This window comes from Paraburkholderia sp. NMBU_R16, from assembly GCF_013282575.1.
In the GTDB taxonomy this organism is placed as follows: Bacteria; Pseudomonadota; Gammaproteobacteria; order Burkholderiales; family Burkholderiaceae; genus Trinickia.
The window spans coordinates 48,828-66,368 of sequence record NZ_JAAAYE010000020.1 but is presented as its reverse complement, the minus strand read 5'-3'; the positions used below and the strand labels follow the sequence as shown (position 1 = coordinate 66,368).

14 protein-coding genes are annotated in these 17,541 nt (G+C 63.8%); 4 read left to right on the top strand and 10 right to left on the bottom strand.

What is annotated here, in order from left to right:
* Window positions 1-91 precede the first annotated feature (91 nt).
* Together GWC77_RS12670 and GWC77_RS12665 are read right to left on the bottom strand one after the other, a co-directional pair.
* The gene (locus GWC77_RS12670; protein ID WP_173257249.1) at window positions 92-1,684 is read right to left on the bottom strand and encodes an ABC-F family ATPase; all 1,593 of its coding nucleotides are present in this window, start codon (window positions 1,682-1,684) and stop codon (window positions 92-94) included.
* 61 nt (window positions 1,685-1,745) lie between these two features.
* Window positions 1,746-4,046, bottom strand: coding sequence for an AsmA family protein (locus GWC77_RS12665; RefSeq protein WP_173257248.1), 2,301 nt, complete (start codon window positions 4,044-4,046; stop codon window positions 1,746-1,748).
* A 212-nt stretch (window positions 4,047-4,258) separates the two neighbouring features.
* Between GWC77_RS12665 and GWC77_RS12660 the strand changes: the two genes are divergently transcribed.
* Window positions 4,259-4,951, top strand: a complete 693-nt coding sequence (locus GWC77_RS12660) for an ATP-binding cassette domain-containing protein (protein ID WP_173257247.1) — start codon at window positions 4,259-4,261, stop codon at window positions 4,949-4,951.
* Entirely contained in the window at window positions 4,948-5,754 is an 807-nt protein-coding gene (gene fetB, locus GWC77_RS12655; protein ID WP_173257246.1) for an iron export ABC transporter permease subunit FetB, read from the top strand. The genes GWC77_RS12660 and fetB overlap by 4 nt, the downstream gene beginning before the upstream one ends.
* Before the next feature lie 18 nt (window positions 5,755-5,772).
* Here the strand turns inward: fetB and GWC77_RS12650 are convergent, their stop codons facing one another.
* The gene (locus GWC77_RS12650; RefSeq protein ID WP_173257245.1) at window positions 5,773-6,339 is read right to left on the bottom strand and encodes a DUF6013 family protein; all 567 of its coding nucleotides are present in this window, start codon (window positions 6,337-6,339) and stop codon (window positions 5,773-5,775) included.
* A gap of 264 nt (window positions 6,340-6,603) precedes the next feature.
* On the opposite strand from GWC77_RS12650, the gene serB reads away from it, so the two are divergent.
* Window positions 6,604-7,455 (top strand): phosphoserine phosphatase SerB, encoded by an 852-nt coding sequence (gene serB / locus GWC77_RS12645; RefSeq protein ID WP_173257244.1) that lies wholly within the window; start codon window positions 6,604-6,606, stop codon window positions 7,453-7,455.
* 43 nt (window positions 7,456-7,498) lie between these two features.
* On the opposite strand, the gene GWC77_RS12640 is transcribed toward serB, so the two are convergent.
* The 3 genes from GWC77_RS12640 to rimO all read right to left on the bottom strand — a co-directional run bounded on the left by GWC77_RS12640 (window position 7,499) and on the right by rimO (window position 11,494).
* Entirely contained in the window at window positions 7,499-8,686 is a 1,188-nt protein-coding gene (locus GWC77_RS12640) for a cystathionine beta-lyase (RefSeq protein WP_173257243.1), read from the bottom strand.
* 93 nt (window positions 8,687-8,779) lie between these two features.
* Window positions 8,780-9,964 (bottom strand): beta-ketothiolase BktB, encoded by a 1,185-nt coding sequence (gene bktB, locus GWC77_RS12635; protein ID WP_173257242.1) that lies wholly within the window; start codon window positions 9,962-9,964, stop codon window positions 8,780-8,782.
* A 132-nt stretch (window positions 9,965-10,096) separates the two neighbouring features.
* Window positions 10,097-11,494, bottom strand: a complete 1,398-nt coding sequence (gene rimO, locus GWC77_RS12630) for a 30S ribosomal protein S12 methylthiotransferase RimO (RefSeq protein ID WP_173257241.1) — start codon at window positions 11,492-11,494, stop codon at window positions 10,097-10,099.
* A gap of 230 nt (window positions 11,495-11,724) precedes the next feature.
* Between rimO and GWC77_RS12625 the strand changes: the two genes are divergently transcribed.
* The gene (locus tag GWC77_RS12625; RefSeq protein ID WP_173257240.1) at window positions 11,725-12,618 is read left to right on the top strand and encodes an alpha/beta fold hydrolase; all 894 of its coding nucleotides are present in this window, start codon (window positions 11,725-11,727) and stop codon (window positions 12,616-12,618) included.
* A gap of 32 nt (window positions 12,619-12,650) precedes the next feature.
* Here GWC77_RS12625 and phaR read toward each other — a convergent pair whose 3' ends face one another.
* The 4 genes from phaR to phaC all read right to left on the bottom strand — a co-directional run bounded on the left by phaR (window position 12,651) and on the right by phaC (window position 17,378).
* Window positions 12,651-13,223: a polyhydroxyalkanoate synthesis repressor PhaR gene (gene phaR, locus GWC77_RS12620; RefSeq protein WP_173257239.1), complete on the bottom strand. Its 573-nt coding sequence runs from the start codon at window positions 13,221-13,223 to the stop codon at window positions 12,651-12,653.
* 146 nt (window positions 13,224-13,369) lie between these two features.
* Window positions 13,370-14,110: a 3-ketoacyl-ACP reductase gene (locus GWC77_RS12615; RefSeq protein WP_173257238.1), complete on the bottom strand. Its 741-nt coding sequence runs from the start codon at window positions 14,108-14,110 to the stop codon at window positions 13,370-13,372.
* A gap of 101 nt (window positions 14,111-14,211) precedes the next feature.
* Complete coding sequence (locus tag GWC77_RS12610; RefSeq protein WP_173257237.1) at window positions 14,212-15,393, bottom strand: acetyl-CoA C-acetyltransferase; 1,182 nt, start codon at window positions 15,391-15,393, stop codon at window positions 14,212-14,214.
* 98 nt (window positions 15,394-15,491) lie between these two features.
* The gene (phaC, locus tag GWC77_RS12605; RefSeq protein WP_173257236.1) at window positions 15,492-17,378 is read right to left on the bottom strand and encodes a class I poly(R)-hydroxyalkanoic acid synthase; all 1,887 of its coding nucleotides are present in this window, start codon (window positions 17,376-17,378) and stop codon (window positions 15,492-15,494) included.
* Between the last annotated feature and the right edge of the window lie 163 nt (window positions 17,379-17,541).

The following is a 17,541-nucleotide window of genomic DNA, read 5'->3' as shown; positions in this document are numbered from 1 at the left end:
GGGCGATCAGAGCATTTTACGCGCGGCGGCGTCGCGACGATGTACGTACGCCATCGGGGCGCGAGGCACTCACGAAGGCATACGCGAACGGTTACTCGACGCCCTGACTGGCCAGGAAGTCCTCGTAATTGCCGCCGAAGTCATACAGCGTCCCATCGGTTCGCACTTCGATGATGCGGTTCGCGAGACCGCTCACGAACTCCCGATCGTGTGAAACGAAGATCAGCGTGCCGTCGAATTTATCGAGCGCGACCTGCAGCGATTCGATCGATTCCATATCCATATGGTTCGTCGGCTCGTCCATCAGCAGCACGTTGTGCCGGCCCAGCATCAGCTTGCCCCAGATCATGCGCCCCTTTTCACCGCCCGACAGCACCTTCACCGATTTTCTGATGTCGTCCGCATTGAAAAGCAACCGCCCGAGCGTGCCGCGCACCATTTGATCGTCGTCGCCCTCCTTGCGGTAGGCATCGATCCATTCGGTCAACGTGACGTCGTCCGGAAATTCCTCGTACGTATCCTGCGGCATATATCCGATATTGGCGTTTTCCGCCCATTTGACGCTACCGCCGTCGAGCGCGAGGTTGCCATGCAGTGCGCGCAGCAACGTCGTCTTGCCGGCACCGTTCTCGCCGATGATCGCGATACGTTCACCGGGCTGTACGCTGATGCTGAAGTTCTCGAAAATCGTCCGGTCGTAACGCTTGGTGATGCCTTCGGCCACCACCGCGATGTTGTGCAGCTTCTTTTCGAACTCGAAGCGGATGAACGGGTTCTGCCGTGAGGACGGTTTGAATTCCTCGATCTTGATCTTGTCGATCTGCTTGAGGCGGCTCGTGGCTTGTCGGGCTTTCGACTTGTTGGCCGAAAAGCGCCGTACGAAGTCCTGCAGATCGGCAATGCGCTCCTTCGCCTTGGCATTCGCGGCCGCTTGTCGCTCGCGGGCTTGCGTCGACGCCAGCATGTAGTCGTCGTAATTGCCCGGATAAACCTTCAGCGTGCCGTAATCCATGTCCGCCATATGGGTGCAGACCTGGTTCAGGAAGTGCCGATCGTGCGAAATGATGATCATCGTCGAGTTGTACTCGTTGAGCACATTCTCGAGCCAGCGGATCGAATTGATGTCGAGGTTGTTGGTCGGCTCGTCGAGCAGCAGTACGTCAGGATTCGAAAACAATGCCTGCGCCAGCAGCACGCGCAGTTTCCAGCCCGGTGCGATATTGCTCATCGGCCCGGTGTGATCGTCGATATGAATGCCGATGCCGAGGAGCAGCTCGCCGGCCCGTGCTTCGGCGGTGTAGCCGCCGTATTCGGCGAACTTCGCTTCGAGCTCGGCCGCGTGCATGTAGTCGTCGTCCGTCGCCTCGGGGTTGGCGTAGATCGCATCGCGTTCGGTCATCGCGGCCCACATTTCGGTATGGCCCATCATGACGACGTCGAGAACGCGCATTTCCTCATACGCGAACTGATCCTGGCGCAGCTTGCCCAGCCGTACGTTCGGCTCGAGCATGACATTGCCCGAGCTGGGCTCGAGATCGCTGCCCAGTATCTTCATGAACGTCGATTTCCCGCAGCCGTTCGCGCCAATGAGGCCGTACCGGTTGCCCTCGCCGAACTTGACGGAGATGTTCTCGAAGAGCGGCTTCGGCCCGAATTGCATGGTGATATTGGCGGTAGACAGCACGGCGAGGCCCTCAGAGTGGTATTCGACGAAAAACTCGTAATTTTAACAAGTTTCGGCGACATCACCCACCATGCTGCGCTTGCGCTTCCGGTTGAACCGCCGCGCCGCCGGGCGCGCTGGCCGCACGCGGCGCCGGACTGGCCGTTTTCGCGCCGGGTGGCGGCGCACGCGGTGCCTCCCGCATGCTCGCCAACAGCGCGGCACACGGCGCGTCCGTGTTGTGGCTCGGCGCGATGAGCGGGATCAACGCGGCGAACGGATTGAGGAGCCCCAGTCCCACTGCGGCGCCTGCGCGCAAGATGAGCGCCCCCTTGCTCACGCCAACGTCGGGATGTTTGAACGTACCCTTCACGTAGAGCGGCGAACGCAGCGAAACCACACGCAACCCCTTCGTGTGCGGATGAATGGTGAGATCCATCGTCTCGTTGCGCATATCGATATGCCCGTTCATGGAAATCAACGCGTCGTCCGTGTCGATGGCGAACGTCTTCGATTCGAGCACGCCGTTCGTTGCCGTGAAATCGGCGGCGCCGCAGCGGATATTGACGTTGCGGTGTCCGAAAAGCTTTTCGTAGACGATATTGGCGACGTTGAGTCCTGCCTCTTCCATCAGCAACTGGCTCACGGTGCCCTCTGTGACGAGCACTTTCGTTTCCCCGTCGGCCGTCGCAGCCAGCGCCGCCGGCGAATTGCCGGTGGCCGACAGCGCCGCATCGCCATTCACCTCGCCCAAGGCCGACTCCATGCTCTTTTGCTTCGGGAACAATTGCTTGAGCTTCAAATGGCGCGCCGACAGCGACATGCGGGCCTTCAGCGGGACCGCACTGCCATCCAGATGCAATTCCGAGGCCAGTGTGCCGCCGGCCACGCCGAAACGCAGCGGAGCGAATGTCAGCGCGCCGTCTTTCAGCAGCACGTGCGTATAGAGATCGGTCACGGGAAGATCGGGATTCTTGATGATGCGTTTGCCCGTGAATGTCACGTTGGCATCGATCGCGTGCCACCGGTCGGTCTTGAACGTCTCGACCGGCAAAGCCCGATCGGCCGGCTGTTTCACGGCCGCCCCGCGGCGCGCCTTGCTGGCGTTCGTATCGGCGCCCACGACGGGCGCGAGGTCCGCAAAACGCAGCAGACGCGACTCCACGTTGCCCGTCAACAGCGGCCGCGCGTCGCGCCCGGTGTAGCTCAGCGTTCCCTCCAGATCGCTCTCGCCGACGCGTCCGGTGAAGCCGCTATAGGTCAGCACCGTATCGCCGGTTCTGATATGTCCCGCGAGCCGCCCGTCCGTCGCGTAAGGCGGCGTGTCGGGTAGCGTCACCCCGAGGATCGGGTAAAGGTGCGACAAACTCGCGCCTTGCAACCACAGCCGCACATCGAGCGCGGCCAGATGCAGCGGATCGGTCAGCGTTCCGACGAACGCGAGCCGCGTGTCGCCCACCTTGACATCGACTTGCAAGGGGAAAGGTCGATGCGCGTCGCGCAGCGACAGCACGCTGCCCAGCTTGCCGCTGCCCTCGACCGCGGTCGTCCGATAGTGCCCCTTGGCGGTAAAGCCCAGCGCGTAAAGATCGCGCGGACCGGGAGCGGGCTTCGACACTTCCTGCGCCTCGCTCGTCGGCACCGCGGAGGCTGCCGATGCCGCCGCGGCCGACGCTTCGGACGCAACGGCCGGACCCTTCTTTTGCGCCGCCAGCTTGCGAGCGCCTCCCTGCCCAACGGTGTGCGCTGCGCTTTCGCGCGCGGCCGCCTCTTGCTGCTTGAGCACATCGCCTATCGCTAGCGGTTTGCCTAGCGTATCCACACCGATTGCGAGATCGATTTTCTTGAGCGCGTCATTCAGCGCGATCGTGCCTTTCGAGAAACCGAGCGTGGCAAGGCGTACCGTCCAGCGCGTCGGATTCTTCGATTTAGGCAGCGTGAATGTCCAGTTCTCGCGCCCGTCGGCCAGACGCTCGAGGTCGATGGACGGGCTCACGAGATCGATCGACGGCACCGAGATCGTATGAGCGAGAAGCGGCAGCATCTCGACCGTGAACGCGATCTCGTCGGCCGTTGCGAACTGCGGCGCGTGTGTCCAGTCGGGATTGCCGATGCTCACGCGCTGGGCCGAAAATCGCGGCCACGGCACCCACGCCCGCCATCCGTGCTCGCCGGCAGGCCGATGCCAGGAGACGCGCAGATCGCCGTTGATCGCGAACGGGCGGCCGATGGCTTGCGAAACCTTATCGTCCACCCACGGCCGGGCGCGGTTCCAGTCAAACGTGGCGATCGCCACCGCAAGCACGGCGATCAGCACGACGATAACGGCAAGTGTCCAGGCAAGCACTTTGCCGGCAGTACGCGGAACGGATCGAATCGGCATATGGACTCCGGCGTGCGCGAACGGCGATGAACTCGGCAGCCGCCCGATGCGCGACCATCATGACCCGAAATTCAGCAAGGAGTGTGCCGCGCGCAAAGCGGCGGCCGCGCAGACCGGTCCGATCGTCTATCATGTCGCAGCAGCGTGGCGGTCCGCCGGAAACGGCGCCAGTGCGCATCGCAATCCATCCCCACATCGACGAATCTTCTCCGATGTCCGCCCTTCCCCTCGTGCAGGCGTTCGGCATCGTTCGCCGCGATGCGCGCACCGCGACGACATTGCTCTTTTCGACCGACTTCGCATTGGCGGCTGGCGAGCGCATCGCCGTAACCGGCCCATCCGGAGCCGGGAAAAGCGTCTTGCTGCGCGCACTGGCGCTGCTCGATCCGCTCGATGCCGGCCGGATCTGCTGGCATGGCCGCGAGGTCGACCGAAGAACCATCCCGCGCTATCGCTCGAGCATCGCCTATGTGAAGCAACGGCCCGCCATTGTCGACGGCACCGTCGAAGACAACCTGCGCTATCCGTACATGCTCGGCGTCTACCGGGATCGGCGATTCGATCGCGCGCGAGCCGCATACCTTGCCAAACGCGCGGGTCGCACGGACGGTTTTCTCGATAAACGCGCGAGCGAGCTCTCCGGCGGCGAAGCCCAGCTCACTGCATTGATTCGTGTCCTGCAGCTCGATCCCGAGGTGCTGCTCCTCGACGAACCGACCGCCTCGCTCGATCCACAAACGACGCAGGCCGTCGAGGCGCTCGTCGACGACTGGTTCTCCTCCGGCGAACACGCGCGTGCGTCGATGTGGGTCTCGCACGACCCGGCGCAGGCAGGCCGCGTCGGCACGCGCCGGCTCACGATGCAGGCCGGGCGCGTGAACGCCTGTGAGGAGATCCATCGATGAACGCCCCGCTCCAAGCGTTGAGTCTCGCCGATGTGGCCATCGCGACGCTGCTCATCGTCGTCAATGGCGCGGTGTCCGCCGCGCTCTCGCTCGGCTTGGGCCGCAAGCTCGCGCTCGCGGCCATACGGACCGTCGTCCAGCTGCTCGCGATCGGTTACGTGCTCGGCTGGGTCTTCCGGTTCGACCGCTGGTACGTGGTCTTGCCACTCATGGCATTGATGACGCTCGTCGCCGGATTCGCGGGGGCATCCCGCGGCACGCACAGCTATCGCGGCCAGCGCGTGGACAGCATCGTATCGATCTGGCTCAGCGCCTGGCTCATCGCGGCAATCGGTCTTTTCGCCGTGATCCGCATTCATCCCTGGTATGCACCGCAGTACGCGATTCCGATCCTCGGCATGATTCTCGGCAACACGCTGACCGGTGTTTCGCTCGCGATCGAGCGCATGACGGAGGCATTGACCGCGCGGCGCGATCGCGTGGAAATGGCGCTGGCGCTCGGCGCGACGCGCTGGGAGGCAGCGCGGGCGCCGGCGCGCGAGGCCGTGCGCGCCGGCATGATCCCGACGTTGAACCAAATGACCGTGGTCGGCGTCGTGAGCCTGCCCGGCATGATGACCGGACAAGTGCTCGCGGGGCAATCTCCGCTGCAGGCAGTCCGGTATCAGATCGTCATCATGTTTCTGATTGCAGCCTCATCCGCGCTCGGCACCGTGGGCGCGGTTCTGCTGACGTACAGGCGTCTTTTCTCCCCCGAGCACCGCTTTCTTGTCGCACGTCTGAACGAGCGTGAGGCGGCTTGATGCCGCCTATGCGGACCGTCAGCGTTGCGCCGAGACGGTCACCTTCGAGCCGTCGCTCAGGGCAACCATCTTCGCGCTGCCGTTGGTCGGCATCGTGAAGCGCACGATCTGACTGAGGGTCGCGAGTTGCGGACACTGCAGCGTCTTACCGCCCGCCTTCATCGCCGCCTTGCCTTTGGGCGCCGTGCCCTGCACGCTCATCTGCACGGTGGCCGTACCGTCAGCCGCCACGACCGGCGCGAGCCGGATGCTGAGCGCGCGCATCGCCGCGCCGTTGGGATCGAGCGTCATCTCGGAGCGATTCGGACAATTCTCCGGGACTGCAACGGCCCCGCCGGGCGGAGCCGTCTTCCAGTTGTAGTCGTCGGTCTGCCCGGAGCTGATCGTGCGCGTTTCCTGCACATTGCCGAAGACCTTCGACGCAACCTTGACCGTGTATTTGATCGGCCCGTCGGCGGGTGCCTTCGACGTCACCGTGATGGGCGGCGCGGCGTATGCGGCGACACTCGACAGAACCGCGGCGCATACGGCGACGCGAGCCCAAGCGACAGACGATTCAATAAACGATCTGCGGTGAACACTCATGCTGGCACCTCCTTTTCGAGCTGCGCACGACGGCGTGTCATGCAACGATGCGATTTCCGTGACCGCTGGACGATGCCATGCCAGTCTAACGCCAACTCCGGCACATCGTTGGCCGAAAGCGATCGGGGCTTGCCCCGCTTGTATTCCTTGCGCAGCTGGGCTTGGACGGCAATGTAATGCCCGGCCGGGCGGCTACCGCTACAATAGGCGGATTTTCGAAAGGCTCGCATCGCGCGGCCCGGCAACTCCCCTCTTTGCATCGCCATGAACCTCGTCATTCAGAGCACCGAGCCGCTACCGGCCGCCCACCTCAAACCGCTCGTTGCTCTCGCCCACGGCAAGCACGCCGAGCCGATCGATGCCTGCGCCGTGCGCATTGTCGAGGCCGATGAAGCTCAACGCGGCGATATCGAGGCTTACTGCGAAACGCATGCTCTCGATTATGCGTTCGTTCGGCCGGGACTCGGCTGGCGCGATTTCGGGCTCGTGGCCATGGATATGGATTCGACGCTGATCACGATCGAATGCATCGACGAAATCGCCGATTTCTGCGGCCTGAAGGCCGAGGTGTCCGCCATCACCGAGGCAGCGATGCGCGGCGAGATCAAGAACTTCAACGAAAGCCTGATCGCCCGCGTAGCGCTGCTCGAGGGGCTCGATGCCAGCGCGCTCGATCAGGTCTATGCGCAACGGCTACAGCTTTCTCCGGGCGCGCAAACGATGCTTGCAGCAGCGCAGGCCGCGGGCATGCGTACGTTGCTGGTCTCGGGCGGATTCACCTTTTTTACCGATCGATTGAAATCCCGCCTGAGCCTCGATTTCACACGAGCCAATTCGCTCGAAATCGTGGACGGCAAGCTGACGGGCAAGGTGCTCGGGGAAATCGTGAACGCGAGCGTCAAGGCACGGACCGTTCGCGAGACCTGCGAAAAACTCGGCATTCCGACCTCGCGCGCGATCATCCTCGGCGACGGCTCGAACGACCTCGAGATGATGGCGGAGGCAGGGTTGTCCGTCGCGTTTCGCGCGAAGCCTGTCGTGCGTGCCGCGGCGGACGTGGCGTTCAATCACGTGGGACTCGATGGGCTCTTGCGTCTGCTCGAACCCGCGTCCTGATACGACGATGACGGCGCGCGCCCGTCCGTCATCGATACCGCTGTCAGCCTAGGGCCGACGCCATCGCCCGCTCGATGTCGGCTCGAAGGTCCGACTCGTCCTCGAGACCCGCATAAAAGCGCACCAGTGTGCCGCGATGCGGCCATTGCGATGCAGTCCGCATCTTCGCCACGTCGTAGGGCATGGCGAGGCTGTGCGCCCCGCCCCAACTCCAACCGATGGCAAAGAGCTCGAGCGCCTCGACGAACGCGTCGATTTGCGCCGGGCTGTAGCGCGCATCGAAGATGACCGAGAACAGCCCGCCCGCGCCCGTGAACTCGCGCATGAACACCTCGTGCCCCGGGCAATCCTCGAAGGCCGGGTGCAGCACTGCTGCAATCTCTCCTCGCGTCTTGAGCCAGCGCGCCAGCGCAAGCGCCGTGCGGTCATGCGTTTCGAAGCGCGCCTTCATGCTCGGCAGGCTGCGCAAAACGAGCGAGCAGTCGTCGGCCGAGACACCGACGCCGAGACGCATGCGCGCTTGCTTGAGCTTCAAATGCAAGTCGCGATCGATCGTAATCGTCGCTCCCATGAGCACATCGCTGCCGCCCGATTGATACTTGGTCAATGCCTGAACCGAGATGTCGACGCCCAGTTCCAACGGACGGAAGGCGAGGCCCGCCGAGTAGGTGTTATCGATGGCGGTCACGACGTTACGCGTGCGCGCGGCCGCGGCGATCGCCCGCACGTCCGGTACTTCCATCGTCACCGAACCCGGCGCCTCGATCCAGATCAGCCGTGTATTGGGCCTGATGAGATCGGCAATCCCCGCGCCGACGAGCGGATCGTAGTAGCGAACCGTCACGCCGAAATCGCGCGCGAGCCATTCTCCGTGGTCCCGATTGGGCGAATAGACGTTATCGGGAATGAGCACGTCGTCTCCGGCCTTCACGATCCCGAAGTAGACATTCGAAATGGCGGCCAGACCCGACGGTTGCAGCAGTGCGTACTGCCCGCCCTCGATCGCGGCAATGCGCTGGGCGAGCGCCGCCGAAGTCGGCGTGGCATGCAGCCCGTAACGCCATTGCGATTCGTCGCGCCAATCGGCCGCGCGAACGGCCGCCAGATCGGGAAATACGACGGTCGACGCCCGCACGACCGGCGCGGCGAACGACGCAAAGCCGGGTGCGAGCTCGATGTCGGGATGGACGATGCGCGTTTGCGGCGCGCGCTGAGATTTCGAATCGGTCATGTTCGATTGATGATGGAAGAATAAAAAAGCGGCCCCTCGCCCTTCAAAGCCCTTCAAAGCCCTTCAAAGCCCTTCAAAGCCCTTCAAAGCCCTTCAAAGCCGCTCGAAGATCGCGGCGATACCCTGGCCGCCGCCGATGCACATCGTCGCGAGGCCGTAGCGCCCGCCGCTGCGAGCCAGTTCGTAGATCGTCTTGACCGCAATGATGGCACCGGTTGCGCCGATCGGATGCCCGAGCGAAATGCCCGAGCCGTTCGGGTTGACCTTGGCCGGATCGAAGCCGAGCTCGGCAGACACCGCGCAGGCCTGTGCGGCGAACGCCTCGTTTGCTTCGATCACATCGAGATCGCCCACTTGCAGCCCGGCGCGCTCGAGCGCCTGACGTGTGGCCGGCACGGGCCCAATGCCCATGTAGGCGGGGTCGACACCCGCGTGCCCGTACGCGACGAGCCGCGCGAGCGGCGCGATGCCGCGCGCCTTGGCCGTGCCATGCTCCATCAGCACGAGCGCGCCGGCGCCATCGTTGATACCCGATGCGTTGCCGGCCGTCACCGTTCCGCCCTCCCTCTGATAGACGGGCTTCAAGCGAGCGAGATCGGCGGCCGACGTGTCATGGCGAACGTGCTCGTCCGTATCGAAGATCGTTTCGCCTTTCTTGCCCTGCGATGCGATGGGCAGAATCTGATTGCTGAAGTAGCCTTCGCGGATCGCGCGCGAAGCGCGCCGGTGCGATTCGACCGCGAGCGCGTCCTGCATTTCACGCGTGATTCCGTACCGGCGGGCCACGTTTTCGGCGGTCACACCCATATGAAACGACTCGAACGGATCGTGCAGCGCGCCGAGCATCATGTCGACGAAGCGCGCGTCGCCCATGCGCTGCCCGAAGCGAGCGGCCGGCGCGATATAGGGCGCCCGGCTCATGCTTTCGGCACCGCCGGCAACGGCAATATCGGCATCGCCGAGCAAGATGCTTTGTGCGGCGGACACGATGGCCTGCAGACCCGAACCGCATAGCCGGTTGACCGTCATGGCCGGTGCGTGTTGCGCCACGCCGGCGTTGAGCGCCGCCACGCGCGCGAGATACATGTCCTTCGGCTCGGTTTGAATCACGTTGCCGAAAACGACGTGTCCAACGTCCTCGCCCGATACTCCCGCGCGGCGAAGCGCTTCCTTGACGACGCGCGCGCCGAGCTCGGTCGGCGCAAAGTCCTTGAGGCTGCCGCCGAAATCGCCGATCGCCGTGCGTACACCGCTCACTATCACCACTTCACGTTGCATTGCTGTCTCCGTAGTCTCGTGCAGTGGTCGGCGCTAAGCGGCACCGATGGCTACACTGGGTTGTCGGTACGATGCAGATACATCAAGGCAGCGAAGTGCGGCGAATGTCGGGGACCGGCGGGGAGCCGCCGTTCAGACTTCTCCCCATAGATCGTGGCTGTCTGCACCCGTGATCCGGACCGACACGAACTCACCGACCTTGTAGCGCTTCGACGCCTTCGTAGCCGGCGCGACGTAGACGACGCCGTCGATCTCCGGCGCGTCGGCAGCCGTGCGGCCGATCCCGCCTTCGGCATGAACCTCGTCGATGAGCACCTTGACCGTCTTGCCGACCTTGCGCGTCATGCGCTTGGCCGACACTTCCTCGGCCACTTCCATGAAACGCGCGCGGCGCGCCTCGCGGACTTCGTCGGGCAGCGCGCCATCGAGCTCGTTCGCACTCGCACCCTCGACAGGAGAGTACGCGAAGCAGCCGACGCGATCGAGCTCCGCGGCCCGAATGAATTCGAGGAGCGTCTCGAATTGCGCTTCCGTCTCGCCGGGGAATCCGGCGATGAACGTGCTGCGGATCGTGAGATCGGGGCACATGCGTCGCCAGGCCGCCACACGCTCCAATGTGCGTTCGGCGTTGGCGGGGCGCTTCATGCGCTTGAGCACCTGCGGATCGGCATGCTGGAACGGCACATCGAGGTAGGGCAGCACATGGCCCTGGTATGGCCCTTCGGCCATCATCGGAATGATCTCGTCGACGTGCGGGTACGGGTAGACGTAGTGCAGCCGCACCCATGCGCCGTACTGCGCGGCCAGCTCGCCGAGGGCGCCGACGAGCTCGGTCATGCGCGTCTTGACCGGACGGCCATTCCAGAAGCCCGTGCGGAATTTGACGTCGACCCCGTAGGCGCTCGTGTCCTGCGAGATGACGAGCAGTTCCTTGACTCCCGATTTGAAGAGATTTTCGGCCTCGAGCATGACTTCGGCAACGGGACGCGATACGAGATCGCCGCGCATCGACGGGATGATGCAAAAGCTGCAGCGATGATTGCAGCCTTCGGAAATCTTCAGATAGGCATAATGCCGCGGTGTCAGCTTGATGCCGGCCGGCGGAACCAGATCGACGAACGGATCGTGCGGTTTCGGCAAATGGCTGTGCACCGCCTGCATGACCTCGCCCACCGCATGCGGCCCCGTCACGGCCAGGACTTTCGGATGAACCTCTTCGATGAGGCCCGAGCCGCTCGCGCTTTTTTTCGCGCCGAGGCACCCGGTCACGATGACCTTACCGTTTTCGGTCAGCGCTTCGCCGATGGCATCGAGGCTTTCCTGCACCGCCTCGTCGATGAAACCGCATGTGTTGACGACCACGAGATCGGCGCCGTCGTAGGTGCCGGAAATCTCGTAGCCCTCCGCCCGCAGCTGCGTAATGATCTGCTCGGAGTCGACGAGGGCCTTCGGGCAGCCGAGCGAGACGAAACCGACCTTAGGGGCCGCAGGCGTAGGCATAGCCGCGGCGGGAGAAGAACTCTGGGGCATGTGATGGATCCAGCGATAACGGGAACGAATGGCGCGTAGCGGCGAACGGCTGCGAACGACGCGCGTTCCGGCCCGTTGTCCGATATGACGGGAAAACCGCGTATTGTACCGCGTCGCATCGACACCGGCTCGGCCCGACGCAACGCATTCACGCGCGCTCTGCGGTAACCTTTCTGAACTGCGCGGCCCCGGCCCGCCCCATCCTGCACGATTTTCCGCGGAGAAAAGCGATGCTCGATCATCCACGTCACATTCGAACCAGCAAGCTCGATATCGCCTACACCGACACGGGCCCGTCCGACGGTCCACCGGTTCTGCTGCTGCACGGCTGGCCCGATTCCGGGCGCGCCTGGCTCGGCATCGCCCCGCGGCTCAACGCCGCGGGATGGCGCACCATCGTGCCCGAATTACGCGGATTCGGCGCGACGCGTTTCCTGCGCGAGGACACGATGCGCGACGGTACGGGCGTCGCATTGGCACAGGACGCCATCGATCTGGCCGATGCGCTCGGTATCGCGCGTTTCGATGTAATCGGCCACGATTGGGGCGCTCGCGTGGCCTACACGCTCGGGGCGCTCTTTCCCGAACGCGTGAAGCGGATTGCGGCAATCGCGCTGGCCTTCCAGCCGAAAGGTGCTTTCGAGCTGCCGGACACGTTCGCTCAGGCGCGCCGCTTCTGGTATCAATGGTTCATGACGCTCGACGATGGCCCTGCCGCGGTGCGACGAGACCCGAAAGGCTTCGCCCGGATCCAGTGGGAAACGTGGTCTCCACCGGGCTGGTTCGACGACGCGGAATTCGAGGCGACCGCACGTGCCTTCGACAATCCCGACTGGGCGGAAATCACGCTCAACGGCTACCGCACGCGCTGGTGCACGGGCGACCCGACCGACCCCGATTACGAGCCGCTACGGTTGCGGCTCCATGCAATCGAAACGCTGGCGACACCTACGCTGATGATCCAGGGCGGCGCCGACGGGTGCGACGAACCGGAGCTTTCCGCCGGCCTGGAGCGCTATTTCACAGGGGGCTACCGACGCCTCGTGCTCGACGGAGTCGGGCATTTTCCGCCGCGCGAAGCGCCCGAAGCCGTCGCCGATGCGCTCATAGGACATCTGGGCTGAGGGTGGCCGGACGTTCGGGCGTCGAGCGCGGGTTACTTTTTCTCGGGCTCGGGCCCGGCGCCGCCCGGCTTGTTGAATGGAAACGTGCTGAACATGGTCTTCGCCTGGTTCTGCATCTGCTCTTGCAACTGGACGAACATGTTCTTCGACTGTTCGATGTAACTCGTCATCATGCCCTGCATCATCGGCGCCTGCATGTTCATGAACTGGGACCAGACTTCGGGGTTGAGCGCATTGCCTTCGTAGAGATTTTTCGATTGCTCGGTGAGCTTGTTCTGAATGTCGATGAAGGCCTGGATGTTCTTTTCGAGGTAGGTCCCCATCATGCCCTGCATCGCGTGCCCGTAAAAACGGATGATCTGCGAGAGCATCGACGACGAGAACATCGGCACCCCGCCGCTTTCCTCCTCGAGGATGATCTGCAGCAAAATGCTGCGCGTCAGATCTTCGTTGGTCTTGGCGTCGATGACCTTGAACTCCTCCTGCTCGAGCACGAGTTGCTTCACGTCGCTCAACGTGATGTAGGTGCTCGTCTCCGTGTCATAGAGCCGGCGATTCGGATATTTTTTGATGAATCGCTCGGCTGTTTTCTTTGTAGTCGACATGTACGCCTTCTTTATGAACGCAAACGCAGCGCAGTAATGGCGCCCGCGCGCCTGCCCGCGCAACGCGGGCAGGCCGGACCCCCGAAACCGAAACGCTCTGACGCGAAAAGCGGCCGGGGCGTGAAAGCCGGCCAGCCGCCCCCGCATCAGCCCATGTGCAAACCGCCATTCAACGAGAAGTCGGCACCCGTGGCGAAACCGGACTCGTCGGATGCGAGCCACGCCACGATCGACGCGATCTCGTCCGGCGTGCCGAGCCGGCGCACGGGAATCGTCGCAATGATCTTCTCGAGCACGTCGGAGCGAATCGACTTGACCATATCCGTTCCGATATAGCCTGGCGAAACCGTATTGACCGTCACGCCCTTGGTCGCCACTTCCTGCGCGAGCGCCATCGTAAAGCCGTGGATGCCGGCCTTCGCCGTCGAATAGTTGGTCTGGCCGAACTGCCCTTTCTGGCCGTTGACCGACGAAATATTGATGACGCGCCCGAAGCCGCGCTCGACCATTCCGTCGATGACCTGCTTCGTCACGTTGAACAGGCTCGTGAGGTTCGTATCGATGACCGCGGTCCAGTCTTCATGCGTCATCTTGCGAAACACGACATCGCGCGTAATGCCCGCATTGTTGACGAGGACGTCGATTTCGCCGACTTCGGCCTTGACCTTGTCGAACGCATCCTTGGTCGATTCCCAATCGCCGACATTGCCCTCCGAGGCGATGAATTCGAAGCCGAGCGCCTTTTGCTGCTCGAGCCATGTCACGCGGCGCGGCGAGTTCGGCCCGCAGCCGGCGACCACCTTGAAGCCCTGTTTGTGAAGGCGCTGACAAATACCGGTGCCGATGCCACCCATTCCGCCGGTTACGTATGCAATACGCTGACTCATGAATCACGCTCCATTTTCGTTTTCTGCAGGGCCCATGCGAGCCCCTCGTCTTCGCCGCCCGCCCAGGCGCGGCGCGCCGGCGGCCCTCATGCCGCCCGGCGTCAGACTCGCTCGACGGCCAGCGCGACGCCCATCCCGCCGCCGATACACAGCGACGCGAGGCCCCGCTTCGCGTCACGCTTTTTCATCTCGTGCAGCAGCGTGACGAGAATACGGCAGCCGGACGCTCCGATCGGGTGCCCGATCGCGATGGCACCGCCGTTCACATTGATCTTCGACGTATCCCAGCCCATTTGCTTGTGCACCGCTAGCGCCTGAGCCGCGAATGCCTCGTTGATCTCCATGAGGTCGAGATCGCCGACCGACCAGCCGGCGCGCTCGAGGCACCGGCGCGAAGCCGGCACCGGACCCATGCCCATGACCTTCGGGTCCACGCCCGCGTTGGCATAGGCCTTGATGCGCGCAAGCGGCGTGAGCCCCAGCGCCTCGGCTTTTTTGGCCGACATGACGAGCACCGCGGCCGCGCCGTCGTTCAGGCCCGATGCATTCGCGGCCGTCACCGTGCCCTCCTTCGAAAACGCCGGCTTCAGGCCCGCGAGCGATTCGGCCGTGACGCCGTGACGCACGAACTCGTCGGTCGCGAAGCGCACGGGCTCGCCCTTACGCTGAGGAATGTCGACCGGCACGATCTCGTCGTCGAACCGACCGGCCTTCTGGGCCGCCTCGGCCTTGTTTTGCGAGAGCGCCGCGAACTTGTCCTGCTCCTCGCGCGTGATCCCGTGCTCCTTGGCGACATTCTCCGCGGTGACACCCATGTGGTACTGGTTATACACGTCCCAGAGGCCGTCGACGATCATGGAATCCACGAGCTTCGCGTCGCCCATGCGAAAACCGTCGCGCGAGCCCGGCAGCACGTGCGGCGCGGCACTCATGTTTTCCTGGCCGCCGGCCACGACGATGTCCGCGTCGCCGGCGATGACCGCGTTGGCGGCCAGCATGACCGCCTTGAGTCCCGAGCCGCAGACCTTGTTGATCGTCATGCCGGGCACCGCGCTCGGCAGTCCCGCCTTGATGAGCGACTGGCGCGCCGGGTTTTGACCCGAGCCAGCCGTCAGCACCTGCCCCATGATCACTTCGCTGATCTGCTCCGGCTTCACGCCCGCGCGCTCCAGCACCGCGCGGATCACCGTCGCGCCGAGCTCGGGTGCCGCAATGCGCGCCAGCGAGCCGCCGAATTTGCCGACCGCCGTGCGGGCAGCCGATACGATCACTACGTCTGTCATTTGAAGCTCCTTCGAGCGAGGCGGCTCAAAGAACCGCAACTCGTCCAGTTGAAAACGATCGCGCCGAACATGACGCGATACCCGTCGTCGCGTGCGCGTCAGTCGCGCTGTTGCACATAACGCCCCGGCGCCGGCTCGATGACCGGATAACCGGCCGAGCCGAGCTGCGCACGGGGCTTCACTTTCTTGCCGCCGTACTGATCGAGCCAGGCGATCCATTCCGGCCACCAGCTGCCGGGCTTTTCGACGGCGGCACCGAGCCACGCGTCAGGATCGGCATCGAGCTCGCGCTCCTTCGTCTCGTGCGCCCAGTAGCTGCGCTTGCCTTTCGCGGGCGGATTGATGACCCCCGCGATGTGCCCAGACGCACCGAGCACGAACCGCTTCGGCCCGGTTAGCAGCGGCGCGGAGGCATAAGCGGTCCGCCAAGGCACGATATGGTCGTCTCGCGAACCGTAGATGAACGTGGGTACGTCGATGCGCGACAGATCGAGCGGCTCGCCGCATACGGTCAGCGCCCCGGGCTCGCGCATCTTGTTTTCCAGATACGTGTTGCGCAGGTACCAGACATACATCGGCCCCGGCAAATTCGTCGAGTCACTGTTCCAATAAAGCAGATCGAACGACGCCGGCGTGCGGCCCTTTAGATAGTTATCGACGACATAGTTCCAGACCAGGTCGTTCGGCCGCAGAAACGAGAATGCGTTGGCAAACTCGATGCCGCGCATGAGGCCCGGCGGCGTGCCGTTCGCCCCGCCGATCGTCCGCTCGCGCATGAGCACATGCGCTTCGTCGACGAAGACATCGAGCACGCCCGTGTCGCAGAAATCGAGCATCGCCGTGAGCAGCGTCATCGACGCCGCGGGATGCTCGCCGCGTGCCGCGAGCACGGCGAGCGCGGCCGCAATCATTGTCCCGCCGATGCAAAAACCGAACGTGTTGATCTGCTCGCGCCCGCTGACGGCCTTCACCACCTCGATCGCGGCGAGCACGCCATCCGTCGTGTAGTCGTCCCAGGTCTTTGCCGCGAGCGTCGCATCGGGATTGCGCCACGAGATCATGTAGACCTGGTGTCCGCACTCGAGCGCATAAGCCACGAGCGAACTCTCGGGCTGTAGATCGAGGATGTAGTACTTGTTGATGCACGGCGGCACCATCAAGAGCGGCCGCTCGAAAACGCTCTCGGTCCGCGGCTTGTACTGAATGAGCTGCATCAGCTCGTTTTCGAAGACGACGGCGCCTTCCGTCGTGGCGAGATTCTTGCCGACCACGAAGCGCGATTCGTCGCTTTGCGAGATTTTCCCGCGCTGCAGATCGGACAACAGGTTCATCACGCCCTGGCGAAGGCTCTCGCCGTGGCTCTCGAGCAGTGTTTTCTGCGCTTCGGGATTGAGCGCGAGAAAGTTGCTCGGCGAGGTGGCCGCGGTCCACTGCTGGACCGCGAAGCGAATGCGCTCGCGGGTCTTCGGATCGGTATCGAGCGCGTCGGCAAGCTCCTGCAGATAACGTGCGTTGAGCAAATACCACGCAGCCATGTACGCGAACGCCGGCGACGATTTCCATGCGTCGGACGAGAAACGCCGATCCGGCAATTCGGGCGCGGACAGACCGGGCGCGCCGAATTGCTTCATGAGTTCGAGGCACTCGCGCGAATAGTCGGCCTGCAGTTGCTGCAATCGCTGCGGCGGCACCGAAGCGACAGGCACCTTTAGCGTATCGAATGCCGGCGCGGCAGCACTGCCCATCCCGGGCGTCGCCCCGGGCATCGGTGGCATCATGAACGGGAACGGCATCGCAGTGCCGTTCATGGTCGCGCCCGCTGGGCCCGCGCCCGGCCGCGGCATCTTCTCGGCGAACGCGCGCCACGCGTTCATCCATGCATCGAACATTCGCTGGGCCTCGGCGGGGCCGGTTCCGGCCTGCTGCTCGCTCGTCGAGGAGGTGTCGGGATGAGAGGAAGCTGATGGACGTTTTGATGCAGACATACCCGCTTATGACCGGTGAGTCTCGGAAGACTGGTTGAAAGGCGGGTGTGAAGCGCGGTCGGGGCGAACCCTCATGACCTTCATGCGCTCACCCTTGCGAGCGGCCATTCTGTCTCCCAGGCGCAAAATATGTCAATGCTTGGGCCGATTTTGCCGCACCGCG

Coding starts and splice junctions, on each gene's coding strand:
- GWC77_RS12610 (WP_173257237.1), bottom strand. CDS start 15,393: ATGACAGACGTAGTGATCGTATCGGCTGCCCGCACGGCGGTCGGCAAA.
- fetB (WP_173257246.1), top strand. CDS start 4,948: ATGAACGCCCCGCTCCAAGCGTTGAGTCTCGCCGATGTGGCCATCGCG.
- GWC77_RS12665 (WP_173257248.1), bottom strand. CDS start 4,046: ATGCCGATTCGATCCGTTCCGCGTACTGCCGGCAAAGTGCTTGCCTGG.
- phaR (WP_173257239.1), bottom strand. CDS start 13,223: ATGTCGACTACAAAGAAAACAGCCGAGCGATTCATCAAAAAATATCCG.
- rimO (WP_173257241.1), bottom strand. CDS start 11,494: ATGCCCCAGAGTTCTTCTCCCGCCGCGGCTATGCCTACGCCTGCGGCC.
- serB (WP_173257244.1), top strand. CDS start 6,604: ATGAACCTCGTCATTCAGAGCACCGAGCCGCTACCGGCCGCCCACCTC.
- GWC77_RS12650 (WP_173257245.1), bottom strand. CDS start 6,339: ATGAGTGTTCACCGCAGATCGTTTATTGAATCGTCTGTCGCTTGGGCT.
- GWC77_RS12660 (WP_173257247.1), top strand. CDS start 4,259: ATGTCCGCCCTTCCCCTCGTGCAGGCGTTCGGCATCGTTCGCCGCGAT.
- GWC77_RS12615 (WP_173257238.1), bottom strand. CDS start 14,110: ATGAGTCAGCGTATTGCATACGTAACCGGCGGAATGGGTGGCATCGGC.
- GWC77_RS12640 (WP_173257243.1), bottom strand. CDS start 8,686: ATGACCGATTCGAAATCTCAGCGCGCGCCGCAAACGCGCATCGTCCAT.
- phaC (WP_173257236.1), bottom strand. CDS start 17,378: ATGTCTGCATCAAAACGTCCATCAGCTTCCTCTCATCCCGACACCTCC.
- bktB (WP_173257242.1), bottom strand. CDS start 9,964: ATGCAACGTGAAGTGGTGATAGTGAGCGGTGTACGCACGGCGATCGGC.
- GWC77_RS12625 (WP_173257240.1), top strand. CDS start 11,725: ATGCTCGATCATCCACGTCACATTCGAACCAGCAAGCTCGATATCGCC.